General features: G+C 31.3%; 29 protein-coding genes. 13 read left to right on the top strand and 16 right to left on the bottom strand.

Annotated features, from left to right (window positions below; translation table 11 throughout):
- Positions 1–101: 101 nt before the first annotated feature.
- The 5 genes from ACEW8E_RS05075 to ACEW8E_RS05095 form a co-directional block, all read right to left on the bottom strand.
- A complete protein-coding gene (locus tag ACEW8E_RS05075) occupies positions 102–413 on the bottom strand; it encodes a hypothetical protein (RefSeq protein ID WP_373479255.1) in 312 nt (103 codons plus the stop codon).
- A gap of 478 nt (positions 414–891) precedes the next feature.
- Entirely contained in the window at positions 892–1,266 is a 375-nt protein-coding gene (locus tag ACEW8E_RS05080; protein ID WP_373479256.1) for a hypothetical protein, read from the bottom strand.
- 6 nt (positions 1,267–1,272) lie between these two features.
- The gene (locus ACEW8E_RS05085; RefSeq protein ID WP_373479257.1) at positions 1,273–1,623 is read right to left on the bottom strand and encodes a hypothetical protein; all 351 of its coding nucleotides are present in this window, start codon (positions 1,621–1,623) and stop codon (positions 1,273–1,275) included.
- Positions 1,624–1,791: 168 nt separating this feature from the next.
- Complete coding sequence (locus tag ACEW8E_RS05090; protein WP_373479258.1) at positions 1,792–2,340, bottom strand: siphovirus Gp157 family protein; 549 nt, start codon at positions 2,338–2,340, stop codon at positions 1,792–1,794.
- 152 nt (positions 2,341–2,492) lie between these two features.
- Complete coding sequence (locus ACEW8E_RS05095; RefSeq protein WP_373479259.1) at positions 2,493–2,831, bottom strand: single-stranded DNA-binding protein; 339 nt, start codon at positions 2,829–2,831, stop codon at positions 2,493–2,495.
- A 197-nt stretch (positions 2,832–3,028) separates the two neighbouring features.
- Here ACEW8E_RS05095 and ACEW8E_RS05100 point away from each other — a divergent pair, with 197 nt between their 5' ends.
- A complete protein-coding gene (locus ACEW8E_RS05100; RefSeq protein WP_373479260.1) occupies positions 3,029–3,565 on the top strand; it encodes a hypothetical protein in 537 nt (178 codons plus the stop codon).
- A gap of 206 nt (positions 3,566–3,771) precedes the next feature.
- A complete protein-coding gene (locus tag ACEW8E_RS05105) occupies positions 3,772–4,125 on the top strand; it encodes a hypothetical protein (RefSeq protein WP_373479261.1) in 354 nt (117 codons plus the stop codon).
- A 628-nt stretch (positions 4,126–4,753) separates the two neighbouring features.
- Here the strand turns inward: ACEW8E_RS05105 and ACEW8E_RS05110 are convergent.
- Together ACEW8E_RS05110 and ACEW8E_RS05115 are read right to left on the bottom strand one after the other, a co-directional pair.
- Complete coding sequence (locus ACEW8E_RS05110; protein WP_373479262.1) at positions 4,754–4,966, bottom strand: hypothetical protein; 213 nt, start codon at positions 4,964–4,966, stop codon at positions 4,754–4,756.
- 53 nt (positions 4,967–5,019) lie between these two features.
- On the bottom strand, positions 5,020–5,577 hold the full coding sequence (locus tag ACEW8E_RS05115; RefSeq protein ID WP_373479263.1) for a hypothetical protein: 558 nt from the start codon (positions 5,575–5,577) through the stop codon (positions 5,020–5,022).
- Positions 5,578–5,728: 151 nt separating this feature from the next.
- Here ACEW8E_RS05115 and ACEW8E_RS05120 point away from each other — a divergent pair, with 151 nt between their 5' ends.
- The 3 genes from ACEW8E_RS05120 (at position 5,729) to ACEW8E_RS05130 (ending at position 7,849) form a co-directional block, all read left to right on the top strand.
- The gene (locus ACEW8E_RS05120) at positions 5,729–5,947 is read left to right on the top strand and encodes a hypothetical protein (RefSeq protein ID WP_373479264.1); all 219 of its coding nucleotides are present in this window, start codon (positions 5,729–5,731) and stop codon (positions 5,945–5,947) included.
- 54 nt (positions 5,948–6,001) lie between these two features.
- Complete coding sequence (locus ACEW8E_RS05125) at positions 6,002–6,493, top strand: hypothetical protein (protein WP_373479265.1); 492 nt, start codon at positions 6,002–6,004, stop codon at positions 6,491–6,493.
- A 585-nt stretch (positions 6,494–7,078) separates the two neighbouring features.
- Positions 7,079–7,849, top strand: a complete 771-nt coding sequence (locus ACEW8E_RS05130) for a hypothetical protein (protein WP_373479266.1) — start codon at positions 7,079–7,081, stop codon at positions 7,847–7,849.
- Between the two features lie 25 nt (positions 7,850–7,874).
- On the opposite strand, the gene ACEW8E_RS05135 is transcribed toward ACEW8E_RS05130, so the two are convergent.
- Positions 7,875–8,315, bottom strand: a complete 441-nt coding sequence (locus tag ACEW8E_RS05135; RefSeq protein ID WP_373479267.1) for a hypothetical protein — start codon at positions 8,313–8,315, stop codon at positions 7,875–7,877.
- Between the two features lie 209 nt (positions 8,316–8,524).
- On the opposite strand from ACEW8E_RS05135, the gene ACEW8E_RS05140 reads away from it, so the two are divergent.
- Positions 8,525–8,686 carry a hypothetical protein gene (locus ACEW8E_RS05140; protein WP_373479268.1) on the top strand — a complete coding sequence of 54 codons (162 nt, stop codon included), beginning with the start codon at positions 8,525–8,527 and terminating at the stop codon, positions 8,684–8,686.
- Positions 8,687–9,160: 474 nt separating this feature from the next.
- On the opposite strand, the gene ACEW8E_RS05145 is transcribed toward ACEW8E_RS05140, so the two are convergent.
- The 4 genes from ACEW8E_RS05145 to ACEW8E_RS05160 form a co-directional block, all read right to left on the bottom strand.
- Positions 9,161–11,959, bottom strand: a complete 2,799-nt coding sequence (locus ACEW8E_RS05145; protein ID WP_373479269.1) for a DUF5906 domain-containing protein — start codon at positions 11,957–11,959, stop codon at positions 9,161–9,163.
- Between the two features lie 82 nt (positions 11,960–12,041).
- Positions 12,042–12,206 carry a hypothetical protein gene (locus ACEW8E_RS05150; RefSeq protein WP_373479270.1) on the bottom strand — a complete coding sequence of 55 codons (165 nt, stop codon included), beginning with the start codon at positions 12,204–12,206 and terminating at the stop codon, positions 12,042–12,044.
- A gap of 192 nt (positions 12,207–12,398) precedes the next feature.
- Positions 12,399–13,550, bottom strand: coding sequence for a tyrosine-type recombinase/integrase (locus ACEW8E_RS05155; protein ID WP_373479271.1), 1,152 nt, complete (start codon positions 13,548–13,550; stop codon positions 12,399–12,401).
- Positions 13,551–13,597: 47 nt separating this feature from the next.
- A complete protein-coding gene (locus tag ACEW8E_RS05160; RefSeq protein WP_373479272.1) occupies positions 13,598–14,278 on the bottom strand; it encodes an ABC transporter ATP-binding protein in 681 nt (226 codons plus the stop codon).
- Between the two features lie 62 nt (positions 14,279–14,340).
- Between ACEW8E_RS05160 and ACEW8E_RS05165 the strand changes: the two genes are divergently transcribed.
- Entirely contained in the window at positions 14,341–15,282 is a 942-nt protein-coding gene (locus ACEW8E_RS05165) for a Sll0314/Alr1548 family TPR repeat-containing protein (RefSeq protein WP_373479273.1), read from the top strand.
- Between the two features lie 281 nt (positions 15,283–15,563).
- Here ACEW8E_RS05165 and ACEW8E_RS05170 read toward each other — a convergent pair whose 3' ends face one another.
- Entirely contained in the window at positions 15,564–17,096 is a 1,533-nt protein-coding gene (locus tag ACEW8E_RS05170) for a protein kinase (RefSeq protein WP_373479274.1), read from the bottom strand.
- Between the two features lie 63 nt (positions 17,097–17,159).
- On the bottom strand, positions 17,160–18,686 hold the full coding sequence (locus ACEW8E_RS05175; protein WP_373479275.1) for a pentapeptide repeat-containing protein: 1,527 nt from the start codon (positions 18,684–18,686) through the stop codon (positions 17,160–17,162).
- Positions 18,687–18,983: 297 nt separating this feature from the next.
- On the opposite strand from ACEW8E_RS05175, the gene ACEW8E_RS05180 reads away from it, so the two are divergent.
- A complete protein-coding gene (locus ACEW8E_RS05180) occupies positions 18,984–20,744 on the top strand; it encodes an RluA family pseudouridine synthase (RefSeq protein WP_373479276.1) in 1,761 nt (586 codons plus the stop codon).
- Positions 20,745–20,962: 218 nt separating this feature from the next.
- Here the strand turns inward: ACEW8E_RS05180 and ACEW8E_RS05185 are convergent, their stop codons facing one another.
- On the bottom strand, positions 20,963–21,151 hold the full coding sequence (locus tag ACEW8E_RS05185) for an NAD(P)H dehydrogenase subunit NdhS (protein ID WP_373479277.1): 189 nt from the start codon (positions 21,149–21,151) through the stop codon (positions 20,963–20,965).
- A 123-nt stretch (positions 21,152–21,274) separates the two neighbouring features.
- Here ACEW8E_RS05185 and ACEW8E_RS05190 point away from each other — a divergent pair, with 123 nt between their 5' ends.
- The 5 genes from ACEW8E_RS05190 to ACEW8E_RS05210 all read left to right on the top strand — a co-directional run bounded on the left by ACEW8E_RS05190 (position 21,275) and on the right by ACEW8E_RS05210 (position 26,286).
- Positions 21,275–21,796 (top strand): phycobiliprotein lyase, encoded by a 522-nt coding sequence (locus ACEW8E_RS05190; protein WP_373479278.1) that lies wholly within the window; start codon positions 21,275–21,277, stop codon positions 21,794–21,796.
- Positions 21,797–21,901: 105 nt separating this feature from the next.
- Positions 21,902–23,434: a M16 family metallopeptidase gene (locus tag ACEW8E_RS05195; RefSeq protein WP_373479279.1), complete on the top strand. Its 1,533-nt coding sequence runs from the start codon at positions 21,902–21,904 to the stop codon at positions 23,432–23,434.
- Positions 23,435–23,960: 526 nt separating this feature from the next.
- Positions 23,961–24,998, top strand: a complete 1,038-nt coding sequence (csaB, locus tag ACEW8E_RS05200) for a polysaccharide pyruvyl transferase CsaB (protein ID WP_373479280.1) — start codon at positions 23,961–23,963, stop codon at positions 24,996–24,998.
- Positions 24,999–25,037: 39 nt separating this feature from the next.
- The gene (locus tag ACEW8E_RS05205) at positions 25,038–25,745 is read left to right on the top strand and encodes a WecB/TagA/CpsF family glycosyltransferase (protein WP_373479281.1); all 708 of its coding nucleotides are present in this window, start codon (positions 25,038–25,040) and stop codon (positions 25,743–25,745) included.
- 13 nt (positions 25,746–25,758) lie between these two features.
- On the top strand, positions 25,759–26,286 hold the full coding sequence (locus tag ACEW8E_RS05210; RefSeq protein ID WP_373479282.1) for a TolB family protein: 528 nt from the start codon (positions 25,759–25,761) through the stop codon (positions 26,284–26,286).
- A gap of 105 nt (positions 26,287–26,391) precedes the next feature.
- On the opposite strand, the gene ACEW8E_RS05215 is transcribed toward ACEW8E_RS05210, so the two are convergent.
- Positions 26,392–26,514, bottom strand: a complete 123-nt coding sequence (locus ACEW8E_RS05215; protein ID WP_373479283.1) for a hypothetical protein — start codon at positions 26,512–26,514, stop codon at positions 26,392–26,394.
- Positions 26,515–26,724 lie beyond the last annotated feature (210 nt).

The raw sequence follows: 26,724 nt of genomic DNA on the forward strand, positions 1-26,724 counted from the left end.
GTTGATTATTTCTAACATTTTGATTACCTTGATTTATGTATTGTAATTTATGTGTCGTATTGAGAATGTATAGGAGTTATTGTTAATTGTTAATTTGTTGATTACGCTATAATCTCTAATCTGGTTCGTTTATGGTTACGGATTCCTTGAGTTAGTTTTATGTGTCCTTCTGGTACTGTGCAAGGTATTGATACACTAAACCCTAAGTTTTCTATGTTTCTGACTAAAATACTTTGTTGCGTTACTTCTATCCACTTACCTATAAATTTACTCGGTAGCTTATCGAACCATACTTCAGCTACATATCCTGTGTAACTTCTTCTTGATTCTCTCCAGTAAATTTCTTTTGCTCCTGCTTGTTGTGCTATTATTGCAACTAATGGATATGGTACATTTAATTTTAACTGACTCATAATTTTACCTACTAAAAGACAGCTTCTTTTCACCCGTTTTTAAGGTTCATATTCGATTTTGATATGTGTGCAATTTCAAAAATAAATGGAGTGGAGGACGTTACGGGGTTAAGTGAACTTTTTTCCCCATTTTATGCGTCCGTAGCGACTCCGAAACAATGTGAAATAGTCACACCTCTGATAAGGGTATAATAGGAAAGCTGTAGTAGTACTTAGATTTTTACTTTGTTCTGGTCAAGCGAACGTAGTGAAGCCCGTGCCTAGCGGCTTTAGAGCGTCACTAATTATGATAAGTACTTATAGTTATTGATTGGTTCTGAGTTTTAGCTTTTCTCTAAGAAAAGAACGACACAGTGACGTAATAGTGTTGTTAATCTTTTAAAGGGATTTTATGAGGAAAGTCAAAGTATCCCTGAGTTAAGGTTTAGTGCTGAGAATAAGAAAAAAATATTGAATTTACAACAGAATAATTAGTATTTCAATCTAAAAAAATACCCTTTAACATCATTTTTTGCCTATGTTTAACTATTTCATCTATTTTTTTTTGATCTTTAGGTAATAAAGGTGGGTAATCTTCAAATAAAGTAATAATTTCGGCATTATTTTTCAATTCTTTAGATGTGATTTCTTCTGCTTTTTTTATTTTACTTACTAATTTATACGCACTAATTCCTTCTTCTGGAGGGCGAATAAAATTACCGATAGGGTAACTACCAAAACTGAGAGCTTCCCTTAGTATTTTTTTATTAATCTCATCATTATCAATATTCGTGGTTAATTCCAATTTATAACCATCGTAATACCAAGATAAAGTACTATCACCAATTAAAGTTTTTTTGATTAGTTTTCTCATAATTTTTTACTCATAAATAGCATCTTCATAAGCTGAAATATCACCGTCTAAAGGGTCACTAGGGGGGTTATTAGAGGTAATAGTGGTTCTGTATTGACATAATTCTTTACTCATTAATAACCTAAAATGGCTATTTGCTTCTTGTACTCTATCCATAACCCCGAAACTATCTATATCTAAAGGATTTTTATTGGAATTTATACCTGTGCAAACATCGTGAATAGCATAATTTAATACTTTATCAATTATTTCTGGGGAAACATTGGTAATTTTTAGGGTTAATCTTCTTTTATTATAACTCCAAGTAAGGATAGAAGAAAAGTTTTTAAAGACAAATTTAGTTTTATTAATTATCATAAACCAAGTTCTTTTTTAATTTTTTGTAATTGGGAAATATTTATTATAAGTTGATCAGAAGATTTCCTTGCTAACCTGAATAAAGGCTCTAAAGTATTTTGTTTTTATGTTTTATTGTTACCTTTTTATTTGAATTATTTAAGGGGCTTTTATACCCCTCTTTGTTTACTATTTTATACTGAGATAAGTTGATTTTTCTCCTAAACAACCATATTTCAATGCTATTTTTTCATTGTCTGTGACTGCTTTTCTGAGGGCTTTTTTATCTATCTCTACCGTTATTTTCTGGTATTCTGGGGGGTAATCTTTAGCATTTTCTCTCAGTAGTTGTAAGGGTGCTATAGATGCTTTTCTGATGGATACATTAAATTTATTTGTTCTCAGTTTTGTTTTACCTATCTTCTCTAAATGTTTCTTAAGGTATTCTTGTAACCAATCGATTGCTTTCTCGTCTTTTCGTACCAGTTTTGTTAGTCTGTCTGCTTCTGCTTTTCTGATTTCTAACCATCTTTTTCTTGACTGAATTAAGGATAAAATAGAATCAATCTTTTCTATAAATTTATTGTTTGTCTCGTCTGCTTCCTCCAATAACTCTAAGTATTCTAGGTGTAAATCAGCAGGTATATCTACCCCCTCAAGGTTTTCTATGGTCTGTTCTAATTCATTTAAGCGATCGCCTAATTCATAGAGTTTGTATGTGCCTTTAGTTTCTGTCATGTAGTTGGTAGTATTTTAATAGTAATTGGTAGATTGTAGGTGAGGGCGGTTAAACCCTCTTATTTTATGTAATTTAGGGTGCAGACTTTTTTACATCTAAATTAGCTAAAATGATTGTAGATAAAGCATTTAACCCCTCAGACTTTTATTGTTTATTTACCTTTTTTTCCTCCTTTTTGTTCTTGCTTAGGTTTAGGTGATTCTACTTGATTAGCATATATAAATAGTCTTGTTTTTTTCTCTCCTTCCTCGCTTTCCCATGAACTTTGTTCTATCTTTCCTGATACTATTACATAACTCCCTGAGCCTAAATAGTTATTAACAAATATCGCTTGATTTCCCCAACATTCACAAGGTATCCATGATGTTTTTTCCTCTCCTTTTATCATGGTATTTACCGCTACTGAGAAACTAACTTTTGTTGCTTCTCCATAAATATTCATGGTAGGTTCTGCACCTATATATCCTGCTATTGTTACTGTATTTATCATTTTTGATTGTTCCTTTTTTTTATTGAATTTGCTATAACTTAAGGGATTTATCAAGGCTTTTTTCTCTCTCTTGATTTCCTTTCCGTTATATCTTTATTATAACTAATATTCTTTAAAATTGCTAGTAAATCTTTAAAAATATAAAGAATAAGTTATGTGCTATAATAAGGAAAATAAAGTAAAGAAACGATAAGTTTATGGCTAATAATTCAGAGATTCAGGTAATTAATAAAGAGTTAGTAAATGTTCCTTTAAAGTTTAATTTACTTGAGGATGAAGACATCGAACAAGCTAATGTAGTTTTTGATGCTATGAGACAATATGTTAAACGTTATTTAGTAGAAAAAATAGATTATGGTACGATTCCTTATTGTGGTAATAAAGATGTTTTATTTAAGGCTGGTGCTGAAAAGTTAATAAGATTATTTAAGCTACGTCCTACCTTTGATTTAATTGATAAAATTGTGGATTATGACAAAGAATTATTCCATTATCATTATCATTATCATTATCGTTGTAGTTTATATCGCTATGGTGATTTAGTAGGTCAATGTGACGGTATTGCTAATAATAAAGAAAAAAAGTTTACTCGTGTTGATAAGAGTACTGGTAAAATGAATGATTTTTCTGTGGTTAATACTGTCTGTAAGATGGCTCAAAAAAGAAGTCTTGTGGGTAGTGTCCTTATAGTCTGTGGTGCTTCTGAATACTTTACTCAAGATTTAGAAGATTAGTTTAGGTTATAATAAAAAAGGGGTTAATTCCCCTTACTACAAATTCAATAAAAAAAAGAAAATTACAATATTCTTGTATTTATTCTCGTTCGTTACTTCTATGATAACAGATTTAGTAAGTGTAAAAACTTTATAGCCCTGTATTTCATTTTGTTATATTCTTTAATAATTGTTATAATTTACTCACTATTTAAAAATAAGTTTATATGGTTAAACGCAAAACAAATAAGATTTTTCCTAATGAATATCGAGAAAAAGCAATAGCTAATAATATAGCTTTGGCAACCGTTTATAGTAGATTAGAAAGAGGTTGGGATTTAGATAAAGCTGTAACAACTCCGCCTATAAGAAAAACTTACATTCATCAAGCAAAAAGAGAAGATGGTTGGGTAGTTTCTAGCGATCGCCCTCGCTTAAAAAAATCTATGAGTGTATCTCTTTATGAAGACCTTGAACCATTATTTAATAAGGCTTTGGCTGATAGTGGTTTGTCTTGTAGTGAATTTATAGCAAATGCAATTGAACAATATTTAAAAAAGTTATGGACTCCCCAAAAGTAATTATAGTAGATTTCTCTCAGTCTGTTAAAAAGGGTAATGATAAAATTTATAAAGATAACCCTAAAGTTATTAATCATCCCATTATTACTGAGAGACGCAGAAGATTAGGGCTAAAGCTAAAAATTAATAAGCAATGGTTTTAGTCTGTTAGGTTCTTAATTAAGCAAGTAACAGGAAAGTATTTAAAAAACTGCGGTAATTCTTGCTTTCTTTTCTGTCTCAATCTGAATAATGGACAATTGCAATTGTAGGGGGTGACAGTGTAATATTTTGTTTGTTTACCTTGCACTATATATATGTTTTCTCCTACTTGCTTGTAAGGTAATTGATAGGCTTTTGCTTGGGTGTAGAGCATTAAGAACTCTGCATAATCTTTATAACTAATGATTCCTGCTAAGTTTGTCCATAATCCTGTGAACCATAAATCGATTTGGAGGTCTTGGTAACGGTAATTATAATGACTTCTATCAAGGTGGTAGAGTGCTTTATCGATTAGGTACGGGGTGAAGTGCTGTGATATTAATTGATGTGATGGGTTCATGTTTTTTCGTGCCAGTGTTTGTGTGTATTCCCCATATTTCAGGGGATTAGTTAGGTTTTTAGGTTATCTAAGGTTATTGCTTATTCCTTACAGTCTGTAATGTTCTAAGTAAAATTCAAGGTCTGTTTGTGGTAAATCTAATTCGTTAAAGGCTTGGTTAGGGGTCAATCCTTCCTCGAATAGTTCTATATAATACTCTCTGTCATCTTCTAATAAATCAGGGTACATTCCATAATGATTTGTTAGTATTTCGTCTAGTTCTTCTTGCCATAATGTATAGCTTTCGTTTGCTTGTCCCATGTTTGTTACTCCGTTGTTTATGTGTAGGTTAATTGTTAATTGCTTATAATTGTTTACATTCCTAGATTTATGTCTCTTGATATTTCTTGGTTTAACCGTTCGTATTCTTCGATGTAATCAAATTCACCATTAATTAAGTGGTAATACTCTTGTTCTTCTAAGTATTCTTGATATTGTCTTTGGATCTGTTTTTCTTCAAGGTCTTCTAGGTATTCCTGAAAACTGCTTAACCCTAAATGATTTAATAGAGCGTGTCCGTGTTTACATAACGCTTTCTCTCCTTCAAATATGATCCATTGGTTGCCGTAATCAGGGCAGGTGCAATCAATAAAGCAATCATTAGGCATAACTGTATATTCAGTGCCTTTAACAGTATTTTTTGCTGTATATGTGTTATCTTTGTTGTCTATAATCTCTATGTTACTGCTTCGGGTTTTTCTCGCTTCTGTCATTACTTCCTTGACTTCTTCCGCCGTTATTTTGATGGTTTCTCCAGCTTTTAGATGAACTGTGCAATATTCATTACTGTTAATCTTGATCATTTTGATGTCTTTGCGGTCAATCCATGTAACCTTTTCGATGTTACTGAAATTAAATAGTATATGTGACATAATCGTAATTTTCTTTGTTTTTTATTGAATTTCTGGGGTTTTCCCATATTTATATTATACCGTAAAATCTTTAAAATTGCTTATAAATTCTTTGCTTTTTTTAAGAATCTTGGTTATAATGTATATATTCAATAAAGAAAAGTATCAAATTATGACTGCTAAATTATTTCCTGTTCGTATGGAGCTTTCTACTTATAATTCTTCGGTTTATGCTTCCCGTCTTGATGAGCTTCGTAAGGCTTTGGACACTATGAAAAGATTATCTCTCTTTGCTGATTTAGAGATGATGGGGGGTATCGATAACTATCAGAAGTTAGTTTCTGCTTCTGCTGAGCTTAAGGCTTTTATGGAGACACAATGCCCGTTCTAGTTTATTCCGCACCTCCTTCGGGGGGCTTTGTCCTTTACATTTTGAGGTTCTGTAATGATTAGTAATTATGATATTGTTGGTTTTTCTGGTTCTCGTTCTTATTCTCCTTTTATTCTCCCTCTTGTTCTTGAGTCGGTAAGGGATAAACAGATATTTGTGGGCTGTGCTAAAGGTGTTGATGCTATGGTACGGTTATATTCTGTTAATAATTCAGTTAATTTAAGGGTTTTTAAGGCTTCTGATTACGGTAAGGGTAAATCTAGCTTTGCTCGGCGTTCTATGGCGATGGTGAATGAAATTAAGGTTTCTCAGGGCTGTCTTGTTTCTTTCCCTTCTTCTCCTTGTCCTTCGGGCTTAAAACCTTCTCCTAACACCTTTAATGGCAAGGGGTCGGGTACTTGGGCAACTTTAGCTTATGCTGTTTTTCTTAATATACCTTGCTTTGTTTACCTTGATAGTTTACCTATTCCTCAAGGTTGGGGTCTTTCTTCTTCGCTTTCTGGTTGGTGTTGCTATTCTCCTGTTAACCAATTCTCTTTGATTTAACCTCGCAGAATATTTAAACTTTATTAACTGAAATCTTTACTTAGACAGGGTTTTAAACCTCGCAGTTACTAATTTTGAGGGCTTCGGCTCTCTTTAGTTTTTTATATACTTTTTACCCTTTCTCTCCTCTCTCTTTTCTCTCTCTCTCTTTTCCTCTCTAGTTTTACGAATCCCTATTACTACCTAAACACATTGTAATTCCCTATATCCTTTTTTGATATGTGCGGTTCTTCTTGGTATTCTTGGTTTTTACTTAGATTATGTTCCGCACCTCTGATGTGTTATAATCTGTAATAGATGAGTGAAACGTAATAACATTTATTCCGCACCTTTGTCAATGTTGACACCCCTTGAGATCCCCTTGCTGTATTTATTCTAGCCTTTATTGCTTCAATATTTGACAACCCTTTTAAAAAATTCTGTATTTTACCTGATTTGTTTTTATTGTTTTTGCGTACCATTTGTTATTATTTTTTCTCTTTTTCTTTCAGTAATGTCCTTTGGTAGTAATTAAAAGTAAATAGTAGCTCACTTAAGTTTATGTTAAGATAGTAGTAATTAAAAGTAAACGGTAGATAAATAATTATGAGTTCAACTCAGGTTAGTTTCAGGTTAGATACAGATGTTTACAATAACTTTTCAGCGAAAATCAAGGAATTAGGGATTAGTAAGCAAAGTTTTTATGAACGGGCAATCACTTTATTAATTTCTGGTTCGTTCCCTTTTGATTCTGAGGGTAGCAATAAGGTAGTAATTGATAGTAAAGAGATTGAACAAATAGTTAAGGATAATCTTCAGGATTTAGCTGAACTGGTGGTTAATAACTCTGATTTTATGATGTTTGTTGCTGAGGTAGTTAAAGATAGGGTAGCTAGTACTTTAGTTCTTCAGGGTAAAGTTACTGATAATTTAAAGGATATTAAGGATATTGATAACGTTAATTTAAAGGTTAATAATCTGTTTGATGATTCTATTGATCCATTACCCCTAGTTAATGATAATGATTATCCGTTTAAGTTTGTTGACCCATTACTTCCCTCTGAATCTCAAGATAAGGGGATAATTGATATACAAGGAATTACACCTCTTAATGATGATGCTGTGGTGTCTGATGAGCTTACAATAGATAAGATGAGGTTAAATTGTGCTAAATTGCCTTTTAATCCTTCACAGAAACAAATAGAAAATGCTCTGGGTATTCCTGAAACTTACCTGAGTAAACATAAAAATAACCCTGAGAAATTAACACGATGGCAATTTTACCTTAATATGTTTGTTAAGAAAGATGGTGTTTATTACAATAAATTTCTATGTGATGATATTACCCCTTATATTACTGATAAACCTCTCTCTTAATGTCTGGGTAGAGGTCTTTGATTGTTTAGCTGAATTTAGGGGGATAAAATCTTATAGTAGCCATTCCTCCTCCTTCCATATCAAAAGGTTTATCTTCAAATTTATCGATTTTAAAGGTTTCTACTTCTACAAACTCTATATCTTCTTTTTCTTCATTCCATATAGCTATAGGGTTTTTTTCCTTTAAATTTTCCCCTTTTTCTACACGAAAATCTCCGTAATGACCTCTATAGAAACTGTTACAGATTTTACATATATTTTGTTTTGCTAGTAAATAATTGTGCCAAGCTCTCACATATTCTTCTATTGGTATTATCAATATTATGTGTTCTTCTGGTTTCTCTGATTCATCTTCATAATCTATTTGTTCAGAATCTATATATACATTACCTTCAAATACTCCCATTATTTCGTAAGATTCTAAATCACTTACATCTAAGGTTATCTGTGATATGTCTGTTATCATGGTTTTATCTTCCCTTCATTACTTATCTATTGTAACATTTATTTTTGACTTTGACCATGCTTTATTGACTTTTCTCGTTGCACTGTCAACTTTCTAGCGTTTTCTACTTTACCTTTTCTCTATACTACTTCATTGCTTGTTCGTGCCATTTGTTGTTGTTGGTGCTTATCTTTTCTCTCAGTACATATATACTAACACTCAGAGAAATAATGATAACATTTTCAGTAACTATCATGACTCCTGAGCAAAAATTAATTATTAGGGCTTTCCCTTCTGCTTTCTTGCATTTATCAAGAATCTCTGGTTTATCCTGTACTAAACATTACGGTAAGCCTAAAGCAATATCTCGCAAAATTACTAAGGTTAAATAATGTAGTTTGTATATAGCTAGTGTACCTTCATGATTTAGTGTATCCTTTTAGCGAAAAAGTGTATCCTTTAAATTCAAGATACACCGCTAGAATACTTGATATATATGTGTTATAGCTCTTGAGTGTAGAGTGTGTATTCTTTTTAATAAAGTTATGCGTAGAAATTTTTTTGGATATATTTTTATATTTTTTTTCTACAACTGGTTCGTAGGGTAAGAAATAATAAAAGGAATAATATATAAAAACATAATATATGAGAGAGTTTTGGCTAAAAGGATACACACGGTACACTGAGGTTATTAAAAGCTATATAGTGTAAGGGTTTGGGGGAGTGTATTCTTAGATTTAAAGATACACTGGGAAAAATGAATGTACACTGTAACAAATTTTAAAACCTCTACAATATAGTAATTGCAAAGGCTTTGGGGTTTGTGTATCCTTAGTTAAAGGTACACTGTGGAAAATGAAGGTACACTAAATGTTGTTATCTAGTTTGTATGCTTGGGATATTAACCCGTAATTTTCTGGATCATTTGCGTTGGCTATACGAAAACCTTGATAGCGGTTTCCTTTGTTAGTTCTGGGTAAGACTTTATATTTAACTTTAAATTTATTGTCTAGTAAGAGTTTGATTTTATTGATTAGTCCTTGAGGTGACTTAAAGTTGTTACTCCATGAGTTTCCTGTTTCTTCTTGGCAATACTGAGAATATTTTTCATAAAGTTCTTTAGGGTAAACAATGCCATCAGGATCTATTACTAATGTGTCTTCGATGAATTGCTCAAGGCGATCACCATCTATATCATTTTTCATGGTAGTTTGGAGATAATGCTTAATATATTCTGAGGGATTGTTTAAGACTTGTTTTGCTTTGTGAGGGTCAATGGATAATACCCAATTAAGGATACCGCTCATTTCTGGTACAAATTTACCTGTAATAATTCCTCTAATATCTTCACAAAGGGGGATTCTTTCTTTAGGGTTTGTGTTATTATCAACATGAACAGTAATACGTCTGCTATCAAGGGCTTTGGCAGGGTCTTTACCTGTTAGTCTATAGTTTGATGCAAATAAGACTAATCCTTGAAAGGTTTTATCCTCTCTGATAGGTTTAAATTTTTCTTCTATTTTCATAGCATCTCTGCCTGTTAAGCCTAAAAATCTGGTTATTTTTCTATCATGCTTTTCCTCGGTTTCTGATATAGCTATTAATCTTTTATCAATAACTTTAGGCATAATATAATTAGAGTTTTCTAAGGTGTCAAGGTCTGTACTAGCACTGTTTTTACTACCCATTAAAGTTATTAAAACTCTCATTAATGTTCCTTTACCAGAACGGGGTCTTCCTACTAACTCAAGAAATTTATGAACTCCCATACCTGTCAAAGTAGCATAGAAGAAGGCTTGTATAATCAATATATCTTCTTTGTTTGTTAATGCTTCATTTTCTAGCCAATCAAGGAATAAGGGGCATTCAGCAGTAGGTTGGTATTCATGGGGTAAACAATAAGTATTTCTATAACTAGGGTGGTGGTCTGTTAGCTCTAATGTTTCAAGGTTTAACATTCCGTTAGCTAGGGGTAAGTAATTATTTAAGTTATGATCCATGTTTCCTACAAATCTTAATCTTAAGGTGTTACAGAGTTTAACTACATCGGCATAATCAGGGTTATGGAATACTACGGGGTGGTCTTCGGGGATACCATAGAGGTTACAATAATTCTTTGATAGCTGTATCCTTCTTTCCTCAATGATTTTCTCTATAACTGTTACTGATTTTTTATCAAAGTGTTTTAGTTTGTCATCATATAAAAACCAGTCCATGAAATCATCATCATAAGTTAAGATTCCATCAAAGCCTGTTTGTAGTTCATCAATTATCTTGCGATTGTCAATGAATTTTTTATAGTTTTTTGCTTTTTCTTTAAGGTCTTTATCTGATTGAGGGCGATCGCTACGGGGGTTTGCTTTTCCACATTCTAATGCCCTATTAATGAGGTCTTTAATTATCTTTTTATTTTCTTCCTCTTTTTCTTTTCCTTCTTTTAATATTTTGCTATTAATATAACTAGCTTGTAGCATTATGTCTTTAATGAGTTTTTCGTCTAAACCTTGATGAACTAATTGTCCTAAGCTAAAACTAGCTTTACAGAGGTAATTGTTTCTGTCGTCTGTGAGGTTGGCAACTATTAGGTATTCATCCTCAAGGGCTTTGGCTAGGTAAGCATCGGTAGGTAATTTTAAGCCTAATCCATGCAATAATACTACTAAATCAGGTACTTTATCAGAGTCTGTGGTTACAGGAGCTTTCTTCATCTTACTACTGGTACGATCTAGCTTAGGAGTGATGGGGATTACTTTATCAAGGTCTTCATGTGTATATCTGAGAGAGCGGTCACAAAGGTCATGGAGTATTGTTGTTTCTTTACCAGAGTATTTTTTTTCTTTACTAACATAAGGACATTGGGGTAATCTCATCAACTGTGAAATATCTCTTAGGGAAGTATCAGAATCTGAGAGATAATCCATTAACTTATCTTGCAATACTCTCCATTGTTTAGCTGGTGTGGGTTCTTTTAATACCCAGTAATAATGAATTGATTTACCTCCTGTATGAATAGCAAGGGTAGGTTTAGGTAATTTGAGTTTCTCGATTATTGTTAATTGTTCCTCATAGGTGAGGTTATCGAACTCCATATAGTGAGTTCTTCCAGCTAGAATATGTGCTTGTTTATATCCATAGTTATTAGACTGATAATTAGATAATCCTTGAGGTATATCTTCGGGTGTACCGTAGCTGTTAGGTAAAAAATAATAAGCTGTTTTACTTTTGATATTAAGTTGTTTTAAAGGGTAGGGGGTGGTATGAGTTACTGCTTTTTCTTTCTCATCAAATCCTCTGATTCTGAGTAATTCCCCTTTTTTATAGCCTAATGTGTCAAAGAATAAGTTAACTATTTCTAGGTCTTCAGGGCTTAGAGATGTTTTAGGTATATATTTCTTAATTTCTGTACTGTCATTTTCTATACTATTTTTTTGTGAATCAAAATCAAAATCATTCCAAGAATTATCAGTGTTATAGTTATTTTCTGTGCCGTCATTCCAAGAATCTGCTATAATATCACTAATAGATAATTGTGTCTGTTCTGAGATTACCTCTGTAGATGTAGTGGTTAATTCTTGATTTACTTGAGAATCGCCCAATATATAGTTAGCAGTGGTTACAGCTTGATTGAGAGGGGTCTTGAGAGAGTTGTTTGCTTCTTGGTTCATGACATTTAATTATTTTATTCAAAAAGTTTATACGAGAGAAGATAAGAGTACTTCAGATGGGTCTGGGTGGTTCTTATCTTTTTTATTGCTTAGAGTATTTTTGGAGAATAAGGGTTAATCCTTCCCTGTTAATTTCTGCCATAGGTCTCCCTAATACTTGCTGTAATTGCTTAAGTTCTTCATGAAAACTTTGTGTTACTGCAAATCTAGGTATCCATTTAACGGGTTCTGGATTACGATTAATCATGATTGTAAGTTCCTATACTTTTATATTGTCTTTATTTATATTGGGTGAAAAAGATAAACCAGTAAAAAAAGGTTATAGAAATAATTGATAGCTTAGGGAATAATCTATAAAGGGAACTTATAAGAATATGGCTCGTAAAAGTCTGAGATAAACAAGAAAGACAGACAATAATAAGACATAAGACAGTGAAGATTATAAAGGGGGTACTTCAAAATCAAGGTTATCAGCGAGATAGTGTTTGTAAAGGGTTTGAGGACTGTTACCCATGATTGTGCTAACGGTTTTAATATCTGTGGTTTTTCTGAGGATTAAAGAACCAAAACAATGTCTGCTATCATAGAAAGGTAGGTAGAAAGGTAATTGATGGTTAGCTACTAATTCATCTATAACTGGTTTCCATATTCTACGACTAAGGTTATCTGTGTTTATGTATAAGCCGTTAGGACTTGGGAATAATAGATTTAAGGGGTTATGACGGTGATTTGTGAGATTATTGAGTAATGCCTGTAAGTCTGGGTTGCAAGGGAAATATCTTGAAAGTTTACCGTTTTTAGTGCCTTCTTTCAGGTGTCCTCTTACATATCTTTTATTGAATTGTATATATATCTTATTATCTTTTTTGATTATGTCTGAAGTGGTTAGGGCTGTACTTTCTGAGGGTCTGCACCCTGTTAAAAATCTGAAGGTGATTAAGTCTTTGTAATATGATTTGCTAAATCTTTGTAATATTATCTTTATTTCTTCACTGCTATAGCTTTTGATTTCCTTTTTTACCTTTGTATCTAGGGTTTTATATAGGGGTGTGAGGGGATTATTACTACATTTATTTAAGGCGATCGCTAGATTAATTCCAGCAATTAAGATTCTCCAACCCCTCCCTATCGTTTTATCTGCATATCCTTTGCCTTTGCTGTGGGGTATTTTATAGCGTAAATAATTTAACCATAAATCAGCGTTATGTAGCTCTAATAGTTTAGGAGGACTAATCTGTAACCATCTCTGGACAGTAAGTCTTATTCTTTTTATTTCAGGGTCTGGGTTGGGGTTTAAGTTACAGTAATAGTTAAATATTTCTAGTAGATTCCATTCTTTTACTTTTTCGGGTTCTTTAGTGATTACACTTTTTTTAACTTTATAATTATCTTTGTTGGTGTAAAGGTTATTCTTTATGTCTGTATCAATGGTGTAAGCTGTTAGATATGCTGTACTTAAATTCTCTGGGGTGTAAGGTATCCCTAGGTTTATCTGTTGTCTTTTGCCTAAATAACTAAATCTTAATTGAATACTACCGTTATTGTTAGCTATTGTAACTTTACAGTTTTGTGGTCTTATAGAAGTTGTCATGATTTAAGCCAAAATTTAGGGTATAATGGCTTAAAATTTGTCTTAAATTACCATTTATCAACTATAATTTTTTCTTTTTTTTTGAGGTTAAAAACATCAGGATTTACGGATTCAATTTTTCCGTTTACCATACGCCAACAGTTATCAGCTATATCAACTAAATCAGATGCGTCATGGGTGACGACAAGAAGAGTCCAATGTTGTTTTAATCGTGATAATAGGTTAACTAAATTTTCTTTCATTAACCAGTCTAACCCAGCCGTTGGCTCATCTAAAAGTAAAATATTCGGCTGACGAATCAATTGTACTGCTAAAGACAATCTTCTTTGTTGTCCTCCACTAAGAGCATTAGGTGCGGTATCATAACTAAGATGATCTAATCCTACTTCCGTTAAAGCCTCTTTTACTCTCTCGGTACTTAATTCGGGATGTCCTAATCTTAACTCTTCTAAGATATTACTACCACAAAAATGACGCTCAGGAAATTGAAAAACAATACCGCTTAATTGTTGTAATTCCACTGATGTTAGTTCTTCTGTACCCCATAAAATTTGTCCACTGGTTTTCTGTGCTAATCCTGCTAAAATTTCGAGTAATGTAGTTTTACCAGAACCACTTATACCCACGATTAACCCTAACTTTTGTAAGGGTAGCTGTAAATTTATATTTTCAATAATCGGATGAGGAGTTGCCGCAGGATGATAACTAATATTTTTTAAATAAAGCATAGAAAGTTTAAGCTAAAATCATAAACAAGTTTATTTGACTGTAACTTAAAAACTAGCTTAATATGACTTTCAACTACTTTTCTTTTCTCGGTAAACACCTGTCTCCAATATTCTCTCCTAACAGAGTTTTTTCCTTCTTGACGATTTTTTCTTTAATTTCTTTTTCTAGCCCTTGTCTTGCAGGTGATCCTTTTCGTAATACTAATCCTCGCAACATTACTTCTCAAACGGAATCAGCTTTTAAAGCCTTATTTGAAGAGGGTAATTATCCCCAAGCAAAAAAATATCTAACTCAAGATAATAATTCTTCTAATGATCCCATGTTACCCGCTTTACGCGCTGCCGTTGCTTATACCGAAAAAGATTTTTCTACCATGGAAACTCAAACTCTCCAAACTATTAAAATAGCTAAGGCGATCGCCAAAGAAGATCCTCTTCGTAGTAATTTATACTTAGCAGTAGGGAATTTTTTAGAGGGTGCGAATGAATATCAAAAAAAAGGAGCATTAGCAGCACTGACAAAGTTACAATTAGTTTTTGATTATTTTGATAAAGCGGAAAAAATTGATAAAAATGATCCAGAATTAAACTTAATTAAAGGTTATTTAAACTTAATGTTAGCAGTAAATTTACCCTTTTCTAGTCCTCAACAAGCCATCGATAATTTACAAACTTACGCCTCACCTCAATATCTTGTAAATCGTGGTATTGCCCTTGCTTATAGAGATTTAAAAGATTATGATTTAGCTTTAACTTTTGTTAATAAAGCCATTGAAAGTACTCCTTTAAACCCTGAATTATACTATCTTAAAGGACAAATATTAAGAGCAAAAGGGCAAAAAGAAAACAGCTTACCGTTATTACAAGAAGCCGTAAAAAATTTTGATATTGCCTTAACTAAAATTAATCAATTACCTCAAGAAGCAGTACAAAAACCCTTACAAAGAGAAAAACGTAAAACCCTCGAAAAAATATCCGAGTTAGGCACTTCTTCAAGTAATTAAAAATTAGAAAGAAAAGAATCTCTTAATTATCTGAGGTTATCCAGAATTAACTGGTTAAGGTAGGGCAAAGAGATTAAAATTGACTTAAACTATACTAAAATTGATTTTTTGACTTTTGCTTATTAAGTATTTTAACCTGATGTAAGATAATATATCAGTTAAATAAAAACTTTTAAATAAAAAAATTCAATGAGTAATAATTCTCTAATTCTTATAGATAAATAGTTTTAGTTAATAGTTATCATTGTAGGTTGGGTAAAATTTGTAAAACCCAACTTTCCTTAAAAAACTTTCCACCAACGGCGACTACCATCAGGAAAAATAGTATTCCAGTTAATTTTTGCTTCTTTTAACTGTTGTTGATTTATTTTCGCATTTTTAAGATTTGCACCACATAAATTAGCATTACTTAGGTTAGCATTAGTAAAATCTGCACTTCCTAAATTTGCACCGCAAAAATTGACATTTTCTAAATTACTTTTGGAAAAATATCCTTGAAAAGCATTAACATTACTAAGATTAGCAGAATTTAGATCCGCACTATAGAAATTACCTTGAGATAAATTAGCATCAGCGAAAGTAATTCCTTGTAATTGAGAATAACGAAAAATACATTTATTTAACTTTCCACCTTGTAAATTTAAACCTTGCAAATCTTGATCACTAAAATCTTTTTTACCATTATTAAAAGCAGTGAAAAATTTTTCTTCATCCCACTTAATCGAGAGATTTTTAGAGGATTTATTCATCCGTCTTTTTTGAATTGCTTTTTGAATTTTTTCCGTAGTAGAAATTGTTTTTGTTACTTGAGTAATATTATCATCCGTACCATGAACTTCTAATTGACTTAAATCAATGGTGTTATTACTTGAAATTTGATTACCGACGATATTTTGACTCAAACTCTGTTGAAAAGGTTGAATATTAAGGGCTTCAATCAACTCATCAATACTTTTGTAACGTTCACGGGTATCTTGAGCCAACATTTTGTTAATCACTTTCACCAAAGCACCACTAATATTAATATCTTCTTGCCAAAGTAGTTGTCCTGTATCAGGATCAATATTAAAATTTTTCGGTGATTTACCCGTAATCAAATAAACACAAGTCGCCCCTAAAGCATAAATATCACTAGAATATATTGGACGCATAGCCAATTGCTCTGGAGGTGCGTAACCCATTGTACCTACAGAAAATTTAGTTAAGGCAGTTTGCCCAAAAGTTTTAGCTAATTGAGTATTTACTTGATCTTTTACCGCCCCAAAATCAATTAAGACTAATTTACCATCTTTTTTTTGTCTTAAAATATTAGCGGGTTTAATGTCTCGGTGAATCACTTTTTCCGAATGAAGATACTTAAGAATAGGAGTAATTTCTTCTAAAAACCTTCTCAAAGCGATTTCACCATAAACCCCTTGAGTTTTAACTTCCCTTTGTAAATTTTGTCCGTTAATTAATTCTTGAATCAGGTAAAATTGTCCTTGATCTGCAAAGTAATTCATCAACTTAGGTATTTGAGGATGGCTTATTTTCCCTAAAGTTTTAGCTTCCCTTTCAAATAAACTAATAGCAGTTTTCAGGGCTTGAGGATCATCCGCCATAGGTCGTAATTGTTTGACTACACACAAAGGATCACCCACTACCGTTAAATCTACTCCCACAAAAGTCGCACCAAATCCACCTTTACCCAACATTTTGATTACTCGATAACGATTATTTAAAATCAAACTACAACCACAAGTAATACATTTCTTTAATTTAGGGTGATTTTTTGGTTGAGAACAACTAGGATTAACACAATAACTAATAATCATCGTTTTGTCATGGATTGGTGAATAAATTTAAGGGCTATAGTAGAGAATAAAATTAGGAAATACCTACCACCATCGTTTTTTACCATCGGGGAAAATAGTACGCCAATTAGTTTTTGCCGTTTTAAGTTGCTCATCATCTACTTTTGCACCTTTGAGATTAGCACCACCTAAGTTAGCATCTTTTAAAATAGCACTATTAAGATTTGCCCCCATTAAATCAGCACCCTGTAAATCAGCATTTTTTAAATTTGCCTTATATAATTCTGCCCTTTGTAAATTACACTCTTTAAGATTAGCTTGTGCCAAATTAGCATTATAAAAATTAGTGCGATAAAGATTCGCTTTTTGTAAATTTACGCCGATTAATTTACTTTGAGAAAAACTAGCCCCAGCTAACTTTAAACCGTGTAAATCTAACTCACTTAAAACCTGTTGACTGAAATTACGATTTCCTTGACGATAATCTTGGATAATCATTTCAGGAGTTAGTTGTAATTTAGGTTGACTTAAGGGTAAAACATTTTGTTGACTTCTCGATGATGGATTATTTCCTGCTAATTTTTCCTTTCTTTTTCTAATGGCATCCGCTAAATTTTGAGAAGTTGAACTAGCAATAGTTACATCTTGTTCTTCATCGTCATTAGAATCTTTCCCATTACTTAAATTAACCATACTTCCAGCTAATTCTTGTTCATAGGGTACTAATTCTAAGGCTTTAATAACCTCATCGGCTGAAATATAACGTTTACGAACATCTAACTCCAGCATTTTGTTTAAAACTTTAGCAAAATTAGCACTAACATTAGTATATTTTTCCCAAGTTAATTCACCAGTATTATTGTCACATAAATCTTTTGGTGCTTTTCCTGTTAATAAATAAATACAAGTAGCCGCCAAAGCATAAACATCACTAGAATACACTGGACGCATAGCTAATTGTTCTGGCGGTGCAAATCCCATCGTGCCGACGGAAATTTTTGTAAAAGCACTTTGAGGATTTTGACTCATTAACTGAGTGTTAGCTTGTTCTTTTACCGCCCCAAAATCAATTAAAAATAATTTGTTAGTCTCTTTTTCTCGAAGAATATTTCCGGGTTTAATATCCCTATGAATTACTTTTTGTGAATGAATATACTTTAAAACAGGCAACATAAAACGAAGAAACTGTTTTGCAGAACTTTCCTGATAAATTCCCCCTTTTTTGATTTCTTTTTCTAAATCTTTCCCTAACACAAAATCTTGAATTAGATAAAATTGATCGTTTTCTTCAAAATAATCTAACAATTTCGGTATTTGAGGATGATCTAATTTTGCCAGAGTTTTTGCCTCCCTAGCAAACAAATCAAGGGCAGTGCGATGAGAGTCAGGATTAGCCGCCGCCAATTCCAGTTGTTTAATAACGCAGTAGCGATTTTTTTGTGCCATATCTACCGCTAAATAGGTTGTACCAAAACCACCTCGCCCAATTTTTTTGATGGCAACATAGCGTTTATGGAGTATCAGATTAGATTGACAACTCCGACACTTTTTTGTTCTGGTATCATTTTTTGGTTCTTCGCAATGGGGATTGAGGCAATAAATAACGCTCATTCACTCTCGTTTCTCTAATGAGTTAATTGTGATTATTCATCTCAAGATGTACCTTTAGTTTATCGTAATTTTTCAATCTCAAATAATAAGTTTAGAAAAATTTTACTGATTTTTTTTAACCTAGGTCTTTTCTTGATAGATTATAGTTAATAGTCAAATACTAACTTAACCTCAGTTCGATGGTTTGAATATCCGATTTAAGTAGGTTTCAGGTTTAATTTTTTCTACATTTATTAGGTTTTTCATCTCCCACCAGTTTTTTTTAAATAGTTTAATTAGCAAAAAAATATTCTTATTTTGAGTCATTTAGATAAATTATTTCATCCATTAACAGATTTTATCTCTTTAGCAGAAATAGAAGAAAAAGAGGTTATCAGTTATTATTATGAGGGAATCTGCCCAAAAACAGGGATTATCCTTAAATTACCTCGCACAAATTTAGCAGAAAAAATTGCCTTAAATTTATATCATCAATTAAAAGAAATTAACTTTTATACCGTCAAAGGAAAAATGTTAGGAATTTTAATAGCAAAAGATAATCAAGGAAAAATAGGAGTAATTAAAGCATTTTCAGGATTATTAAATAGTCAAAAAGAAGTTAATGGTTGGGTATCACAAATTTCTAGTAATTCTGTTATTGCCTTAGCTGAAAATTTAACTATTAAACAATTAGATAATATTAAAAATGAGATTCTTACCCTCAAAAATTTATCTATTAATCAAGAATATTTACAACTAAATATAGAATATGAAAGTCAATGGCAAGAATTAAAAGTTATTCATAATGAAAGAAAAAAAGTTAGAGATAAAAAACGGATTGTATATGTCAATAGTCTTCAAAATCATGAATTTATAATAGTTTTGGTGACAGAATTTTTATTTAAGCTATCACAAAAAAGTAGAGATAGTATATTTTACTATCAACTATTACTAGAAAATAATCTTGATAAAAAACTGTATAATTTACAGCAAGAAAGTAGAAAAGATGATTGGGAAAGACGTAATTTTAAACATAAATGGCAAGAAAAATTAAATCCTTTAAAACAAGTAATTAATCAAAATAGTCTTAAAATTCAACAACTAAAATCACAACGAAAAGAATTATCAAAACAGTTACAAGCACAAATGCAAACTGCCTATACTATTACTAATTTTAAAGGGGATAGTTTAAGCGTAGGCAAATTATTTAATAAAACTTTTATTCCTACTGGTACGGGAGATTGTTGCGCCCCGAAACTATTACACTATGCGGCAACAAATCATTTACAACCCCTTGCTATGGCTGAATTTTGGTGGGGAGAAAATTCTCCAGATGGAGAAAAAATTGAAGGTAATTTCTATCCTGCTTGTGAAGAAAGATGTCAGCCGTTAATGGGCTTTTTATTATCGGGTTTACCTACTTTTACACCCTTTGATACTCAAGAATCTATCCCGATTATTTATGAAGATGATTGGTTATTGGTGGTAAATAAACCCAGTGGGTTATTATCAGTATCAGGTAGAGGAAGGGAAAATTTTGACAGTGTGATTAGTCGTTTTAGAGAGATTTCTAAGGATAATCGTAACTATTATATTACCACAGTCCATAGATTAGATCAAGATACTTCAGGCATATTAATTTTGGCAAAAACTAAAGAATGTTATGTCAATTTATCTCGACAATTTGCCCAAAGACAGGTTAAAAAAATTTATGAGGCGGTGTTAGATGGTTTAATCTCTACTTCAGAAGGAATGATTAATTTACCTTTATGGTCAAATCCACTGACACGCCCACGACAAGAGGTAAATTATGATTATGGTAAACCTAGTGTTACTCATTTTCAGGTCATGGGAATAGAAAATGGACATACACGATTACAATTAAAACCTATCACTGGAAGAACTCATCAGCTAAGAATCCATTGTCTTGAAGGTTTAGGAATAGCTATCAAAGGCGATCGCTTATATGGAAAATTAGAGGATAATAAGATTAGATTGCATCTTCATGCGCGAGAAATTAATTTTAGTCATCCTCAGACGCAACAATCTTTATCCTTAAAAACTTTAACTCCCTTTTAAAAGGAAATAAGAGGAAAAAAAATGACTCTCTTACTTGGGTTGGTGATTTATTAGCATAATAAATATTTTCATAAAAGAGAAATAAAATCAATTTTAACATTGAAGTTATTAAATCAATCTAGTTTATTATCATTCTCAATCCTATCAAAATAATTATTAGAGAAGTCTAATGAAAAAAAGAATAATAATTGTTAATAGTTAATTGCGTCGTTAATTAATTATTTTTTCTTTTTAGGATCGACAACCTCTAATTCTGATAACCTAAAGGTAATAAGTTTATCCCAGTTGCCTCCTTCAAATAATACTGCTGCGTTTCCATCGGTGACTCTTTGCACTAAGCCTTCAAATCTGTAATAAATATCATCAACATTAGTAACTGTAACTATCGTGCCGGGTAAGATTATCATAATTATTGATTTAGTTAAAGTAATAAGTTTTCTTTTTCTGTCATTTTAATCTATAGAAGTGTTTTGAGAAAGAAACCAATACTTTATAATTGATAATGCTATAACAAACAAAATTCGATATTGATGGATATTAATACTTTTTTAGAAAAAACTTCTGGGGATTGGTTTTCTCAACGTACAACTTACAATCTTAGTCAAGATAACGTTGATAACAGTAAAGCGAACATAACTATTAATCTTTTATCGTCCGATGATAACTCACAGGTTGAGCAATTTTGTGAGAAGTATAACCTAAATTTAGATTTAAGTCTAGGGATGATGACTTCAAATTGGGATAATTCTCCTGATTGGGGTAAACCAAAACAACAAGGAAATAGCTTAATGTTAATTTTTGCTGATGAAAATAATCATAATCAAGGAAAAATTTTACGAGTTTTAAGTGATGATAAAGCTTTAATGGGAAAATATATATTAGCTGAGGATGAATCTTTAACTTTAATGATTGAAGAAAATAATCAATCTATGGAGGAAAGAATTTATTTTGCTAGTGATAATTTACGGTTACGCAATACTATTGTGAAAAATAATGGAGAAGTTACTCAAACTTGTTTTTATTCTGAAATTCGTAGAATAGTTAATAATTGATAATGAATAATGAATAATGAATAATTAACAATTGACGATAAAAAATAAACTTATAAGATAAAACTATCAATTTTTATTTCTATTCCTTATTATTTACTATTTACAATGTTTAAAAAATTTTTTTGTTGGTGTTTATTCACTCTTTTATTCTGGAATTTTTCGCCTAATTTAGCTTTAGCAAAAACATCGTCAATTAATCAATCACAATCAATAAAGCCTTATTTAGAGCAAGTTAAAAATAATATTACTGAATTTACTTTAGATAATAATATCAAATTTATTGTTTTAGAAAATAAAAATGCACCAATTATTTCTTTTGTCACTTATGTTGATGTTGGCGGTGCAAATGAGCTCGATGGAAAGACTGGAGTTGCTCACTTTTTAGAGCATTTAGCCTTTAAAGGTACAAAAAAAATAGGTACTAATAACTATCAAGAAGAAAAAATTATTTTAGATAAATTAGATAAAGTTTTTGAAGAAATAAAGGAAGTAAAAAAAGAGAATAACCAAGAAAAATTAGCAGAATTAGAAAGTCAATTTAGAGAATTAAATGCACAGGCAAATAAATTTGTCAATCAAAATGAATTAGGAAAAATTATCGAATTAGAAGGAGGAGTTGGTTTAAATGCAGCAACTTCTGCTGATGCCACTGTGTATTTTTATAATTTTCCTAGCAACAAATTAGAGTTGTGGATGTATTTGGAATCCGATAGATTTTTAAACCCAGTTTTCAGAGAATTTTATACGGAAAAACAAGTAATTTTAGAAGAAAGAAAACTACGCACGGATAACTCCCCTGTAGGTAAGATGGTTGAGGCTTTTTTAAATACGGCTTTCACCCAACATCCTTATAAACGCCCTGTAATTGGTTATCAGGCAGATATAGAAAATCTTACTAGAGAGGATGTCCAAAATTTCTTCGACAGTTACTATGCCGGGAGTAATATTACTATTGCTATTGTCGGTGACGTAAACCCGAAAGAAGTTAAATTAATGGCACAAAAGTATTTCGGAAGTTTTCCTACTACCAGCAAACCAGCTAACTTAAATATAACTGAACCAAAGCAAAATCAAACTAAAGAAATAACGGTAGAATATCCGTCTCAACCTATTTATCTTGAAGGTTATCATATTCCAGACGGGAATCATCCTGATTATGTAGTTTATGACATGATTGGTTCAATTTTAAGCGATGGGCGTACTTCTCGACTATATAAATCTTTAGTGGAAGAGAAACAAATTGCTTTAACCGCCGAAGGCTTCACGGGTTTTCCGGGAGATAAATATCCTAACCTAATGTTATTTTATGCCATGTCAACTCCCAATAGTACTGCGAAGGAATTAGAAAACGCTTTACATTCAGAAATTGAGAAATTAAAAACTCAACCTGTTACTAAAGATGAGTTAGAAAGGGTAAAAACTCAAGCTAAAACTGGTTTATTAAGAGGAGTTAATTCCAATGCTGGAATGGCACGATTACTAGCTGAATATCAAGGAAAAACTGGAGATTGGCGCAATTTATTTACTCGTTTAGATGATATTTCTGCTGTTACTGCCGATGATATTCAACGAGTCGCCAAAGAAACTTTTACCTCGGAAAATAAAACTATTGGCAGACTTAAAACCATTAAGAATTAACAGAAATTTTAATTATTACAGATAATTTTTGTTGATAGTTAAATAATAAAACTTTAGATATTTTTAATAATGATGTCATTTTTTGACATTAAAATTGAGGTGTATTTTGATAAAATGAAAGGATAAAATTTAGTCATTAAAACAACTAATTTTACTTTTAATCCTGCAATGGTGAATCAAAATAGTAAGGGAAATAATAGCCATAGATATTTATATATCAAGGGGAAAATTAAGTCAAATTGATTATAAACATTATTATATTTATGACTTAATAAAAAGTAAAAATAAGATAAAAGTTAGTCTAAATAGTAATCTTTATAAAGACTTAATTTATAATAAAAATTTTATTACTGATGAAGTTATTATTTTTCATAACTAAATTGAGAAAAGTGAATAAATACCTAACATTAATTCAGATATAGAGCTTAAATTTCTCTTAATTTTTCATCCCCATAATAAGAAATTAAAACAATTAATGATTAACTGTAAAATCTAGTATAATTAAATAATTTAGATTAGAAAAAATATGAGAAAAGCGTTAATTTGCGGTTATTATGGGCAAGGAAATGCAGGAGATGAAGCGTTATTAATTTGTTTATTAGAAAGATTACCTAATAGTTTTCAACCGATAATTTTGTCAGGAAATCCGACTAAAACCAGTCAAGATTATGGAGTTATTAGCTATTCCCGTTTAGGAATTATTAAACAAATATTAAAATTAGGAAAAAAAGATTTATTTATTTGGGGAGGAGGAAGTTTAATCCAAGATGTTACGAGTAAAAAAAGTGCGATATTTTACTTAACTTTAATGAGTTTAGCACAGTTTAAGGGCTTAAAAACTATTGCTTATGCCCAAGGTATTGGCCCTATTAAAACCTCTTTTATTGTATGGTTAACTAAAATAGTTTTAAAAAAATGTGATGGTGTTAGTGTTAGAGATAAAGCATCAGCTAAAATGTTAAAACAATGGGGAATAAAATATATAATTGCGGCTGATCCAGTATGGGCGTTATCTAGTAAAATTAAAGAAAATTTATCCTTATTACCTAAACCAAGAATAGGAGTTAATCTACGATGTCATTCTAGTTTAACACAAGGAAAAATAGAAATAATAAGTCAAAGTTTAATCAAACTTCAAGAAAAAACTCAAACAAATATTATATTAATACCTTTTCAGGAATCAAAAGATTTAGAAATTTGTCAACAAATAGGAGAAAAAATCAAAAAAAATTGTCAAATTACTATAATAGAAAATCCTCAAGAATTAAAAGGATTATTTCAAGAAATAGATATGATGATAGGAATGCGTTTACATAGCTTAATTATGGCAAAAAGTGAACAATGTAAATGTTTTGCGTTATCTTATGATCCTAAAGTAACTAATTTAATGAAAGAAATTGGCATTGATGGTTACGAATTAAATAATTTACCTGATAGAGTAGATATAATTACAGAAAAATGGTTAGAAATTTATGAAAATGTAGCAAATTTATCAGATAATAAGACAGAGTATTTCTTAGAAAATGCTTTACAACATCAAAAATTATTCGATTCAGTAATTTAGGTTTTACCAATATATAAATGTCGATAAATTAATAATGATATGAAAACTTTTCCTGTGCTTAATTTACCAGTACACTTAAGTGATAATTATGAAGATTGGCTAATAAATCGCATCGATAACGGTGAATCGACTCATGTTATAACCATGAATTCTGAAATGGCTATTATGGCACAAAAAAATGAGGAGTTATTTCACGTTATCACAAAAGCTGATTTAGTCGTACCCGATGGTTCTGGTATTATACTTTATTTATGGCGTAGAGGACAAAAACAACAACGAATCGCAGGAATTGAGTTAGCGTCTTCTTTACTGCAAAAGTTAGGTAATCGAGGAAAAGACTATCCCATTTGTTTTTATGGTGGCGGTGTGGGTGTCACAGAAAATGCCGCTAAAATGTGGCAGGAAAAAGTACCTAATATTAATATAATCTACAATCATGGTTATCTATCAGAAAGAGAATTAAAGGCTTGGTGTGAGACTATTCAAGAAAAACAACCTAAGTTAATTTTAGTTGGTTTAGGAGTCCCAAGACAAGAATTATGGATTATGAATCATCGCTATTTAGCGCCAAATGCTGTGTGGATTGGTGTTGGCGGTAGTTTTGATATTTGGGGAGGTGTCAAAGAAAGAGCGCCAGAATTTTTCTGCAATAATAACTTAGAGTGGTTATATAGATTATATCAAGAACCTTATCGCTGGAAAAGAATGTTAGCTTTACCTCAATTTTTCCTCAAAGCAATACTTTAAATTATAAAAGAGTGTGAAATTATTTTTTCTAATTAATTTATTAACTTGTATTTTATTATTAACAGGTTGTAGTAATTATCCTCGATTATTAAGTTTCCCTTTTTCAGATAATAACCGAAGTTTTAACAGTCGCTCATCAGAATTAAATCCCTCTATTTCTGGACAGTATATTACTTTTGTATCTGATCGTAATGGCTCTCAAGATATATTTTTATTTGATGCCAAAAATCGTCGTCTGATAGATTTACCCGCATTGAATGCCATGGATGAAATAGCTTCAAATCCTTCTATTTCAGAAGATGGGCGTTATTTAGTCTTTATAGCCATTAAACAGGGAAAATCTGGACTTTATCTTTATGATCGCACAACTCAACAAAAACGGCCTTTAATTACTCAATTAAAAAATGAAATTAGAAACCCAATGATTAGTAGCAATGGTGAAAGAATTACTTTTGAAATAGCAAATAATGGTCAATGGGATATAGTGGTGACGGATATAAAAGGAAATCCCCTCAATATTTCAGGTAACTTATTGGATTAATAATCTTAGCTGTGTTACTTCTATTGGTGATAAATTATTCCTTATAATTTTAATGGTTAATTAACACATATTTTTGTTATATAAATACTAAAAGTTGCGAAAAATTTATACCATTATTGAAGATAAAAAACATTGGAAAAAATCTTGATAACGAATTCCATCTAAATCGATGATAAATAATTTATTTCGACAACGAGTAATTGCCGTATAAATTAATTCATCAGTCATAAAAGGATTTTCTTTTGAGTCTTTTTCAATTATTAAAAATAAAGTATCTATTTCCCAACCTTTAAAACTATGGGCGTTGCTGAATTAAGGTATGATTTTTAGATAAAGGGGTCAAATTATCAAAAATAAAAAAATGATACAATGTCCAGAGTGCGGGTCTAAACATATTCACAAAAATGGAATTAAAAAAGGAAAGCAAAATCATCTTTG

The organism is Geminocystis sp., from assembly GCF_041753295.1.
GTDB lineage: Bacteria > Cyanobacteriota > Cyanobacteriia > Cyanobacteriales > Cyanobacteriaceae > Geminocystis.

Coding starts and splice junctions, on each gene's coding strand:
- ACEW8E_RS05075 (WP_373479255.1), bottom strand. CDS start 413: ATGAGTCAGTTAAAATTAAATGTACCATATCCATTAGTTGCAATAATA.
- ACEW8E_RS05080 (WP_373479256.1), bottom strand. CDS start 1,266: ATGAGAAAACTAATCAAAAAAACTTTAATTGGTGATAGTACTTTATCT.
- ACEW8E_RS05085 (WP_373479257.1), bottom strand. CDS start 1,623: ATGATAATTAATAAAACTAAATTTGTCTTTAAAAACTTTTCTTCTATC.
- ACEW8E_RS05090 (WP_373479258.1), bottom strand. CDS start 2,340: ATGACAGAAACTAAAGGCACATACAAACTCTATGAATTAGGCGATCGC.
- ACEW8E_RS05095 (WP_373479259.1), bottom strand. CDS start 2,831: ATGATAAATACAGTAACAATAGCAGGATATATAGGTGCAGAACCTACC.
- ACEW8E_RS05100 (WP_373479260.1), top strand. CDS start 3,029: ATGGCTAATAATTCAGAGATTCAGGTAATTAATAAAGAGTTAGTAAAT.
- ACEW8E_RS05105 (WP_373479261.1), top strand. CDS start 3,772: ATGGTTAAACGCAAAACAAATAAGATTTTTCCTAATGAATATCGAGAA.
- ACEW8E_RS05110 (WP_373479262.1), bottom strand. CDS start 4,966: ATGGGACAAGCAAACGAAAGCTATACATTATGGCAAGAAGAACTAGAC.
- ACEW8E_RS05115 (WP_373479263.1), bottom strand. CDS start 5,577: ATGTCACATATACTATTTAATTTCAGTAACATCGAAAAGGTTACATGG.
- ACEW8E_RS05120 (WP_373479264.1), top strand. CDS start 5,729: ATGACTGCTAAATTATTTCCTGTTCGTATGGAGCTTTCTACTTATAAT.
- ACEW8E_RS05125 (WP_373479265.1), top strand. CDS start 6,002: ATGATTAGTAATTATGATATTGTTGGTTTTTCTGGTTCTCGTTCTTAT.
- ACEW8E_RS05130 (WP_373479266.1), top strand. CDS start 7,079: ATGAGTTCAACTCAGGTTAGTTTCAGGTTAGATACAGATGTTTACAAT.
- ACEW8E_RS05135 (WP_373479267.1), bottom strand. CDS start 8,315: ATGATAACAGACATATCACAGATAACCTTAGATGTAAGTGATTTAGAA.
- ACEW8E_RS05140 (WP_373479268.1), top strand. CDS start 8,525: ATGATAACATTTTCAGTAACTATCATGACTCCTGAGCAAAAATTAATT.
- ACEW8E_RS05145 (WP_373479269.1), bottom strand. CDS start 11,959: ATGAACCAAGAAGCAAACAACTCTCTCAAGACCCCTCTCAATCAAGCT.
- ACEW8E_RS05150 (WP_373479270.1), bottom strand. CDS start 12,206: ATGATTAATCGTAATCCAGAACCCGTTAAATGGATACCTAGATTTGCA.
- ACEW8E_RS05155 (WP_373479271.1), bottom strand. CDS start 13,550: ATGACAACTTCTATAAGACCACAAAACTGTAAAGTTACAATAGCTAAC.
- ACEW8E_RS05160 (WP_373479272.1), bottom strand. CDS start 14,278: ATGCTTTATTTAAAAAATATTAGTTATCATCCTGCGGCAACTCCTCAT.
- ACEW8E_RS05165 (WP_373479273.1), top strand. CDS start 14,341: ATGACTTTCAACTACTTTTCTTTTCTCGGTAAACACCTGTCTCCAATA.
- ACEW8E_RS05170 (WP_373479274.1), bottom strand. CDS start 17,096: ATGATTATTAGTTATTGTGTTAATCCTAGTTGTTCTCAACCAAAAAAT.
- ACEW8E_RS05175 (WP_373479275.1), bottom strand. CDS start 18,686: ATGAGCGTTATTTATTGCCTCAATCCCCATTGCGAAGAACCAAAAAAT.
- ACEW8E_RS05185 (WP_373479277.1), bottom strand. CDS start 21,151: ATGATAATCTTACCCGGCACGATAGTTACAGTTACTAATGTTGATGAT.
- ACEW8E_RS05190 (WP_373479278.1), top strand. CDS start 21,275: ATGGATATTAATACTTTTTTAGAAAAAACTTCTGGGGATTGGTTTTCT.
- ACEW8E_RS05195 (WP_373479279.1), top strand. CDS start 21,902: ATGTTTAAAAAATTTTTTTGTTGGTGTTTATTCACTCTTTTATTCTGG.
- csaB (WP_373479280.1), top strand. CDS start 23,961: ATGAGAAAAGCGTTAATTTGCGGTTATTATGGGCAAGGAAATGCAGGA.
- ACEW8E_RS05205 (WP_373479281.1), top strand. CDS start 25,038: ATGAAAACTTTTCCTGTGCTTAATTTACCAGTACACTTAAGTGATAAT.
- ACEW8E_RS05215 (WP_373479283.1), bottom strand. CDS start 26,514: ATGACTGATGAATTAATTTATACGGCAATTACTCGTTGTCGAAATAAA.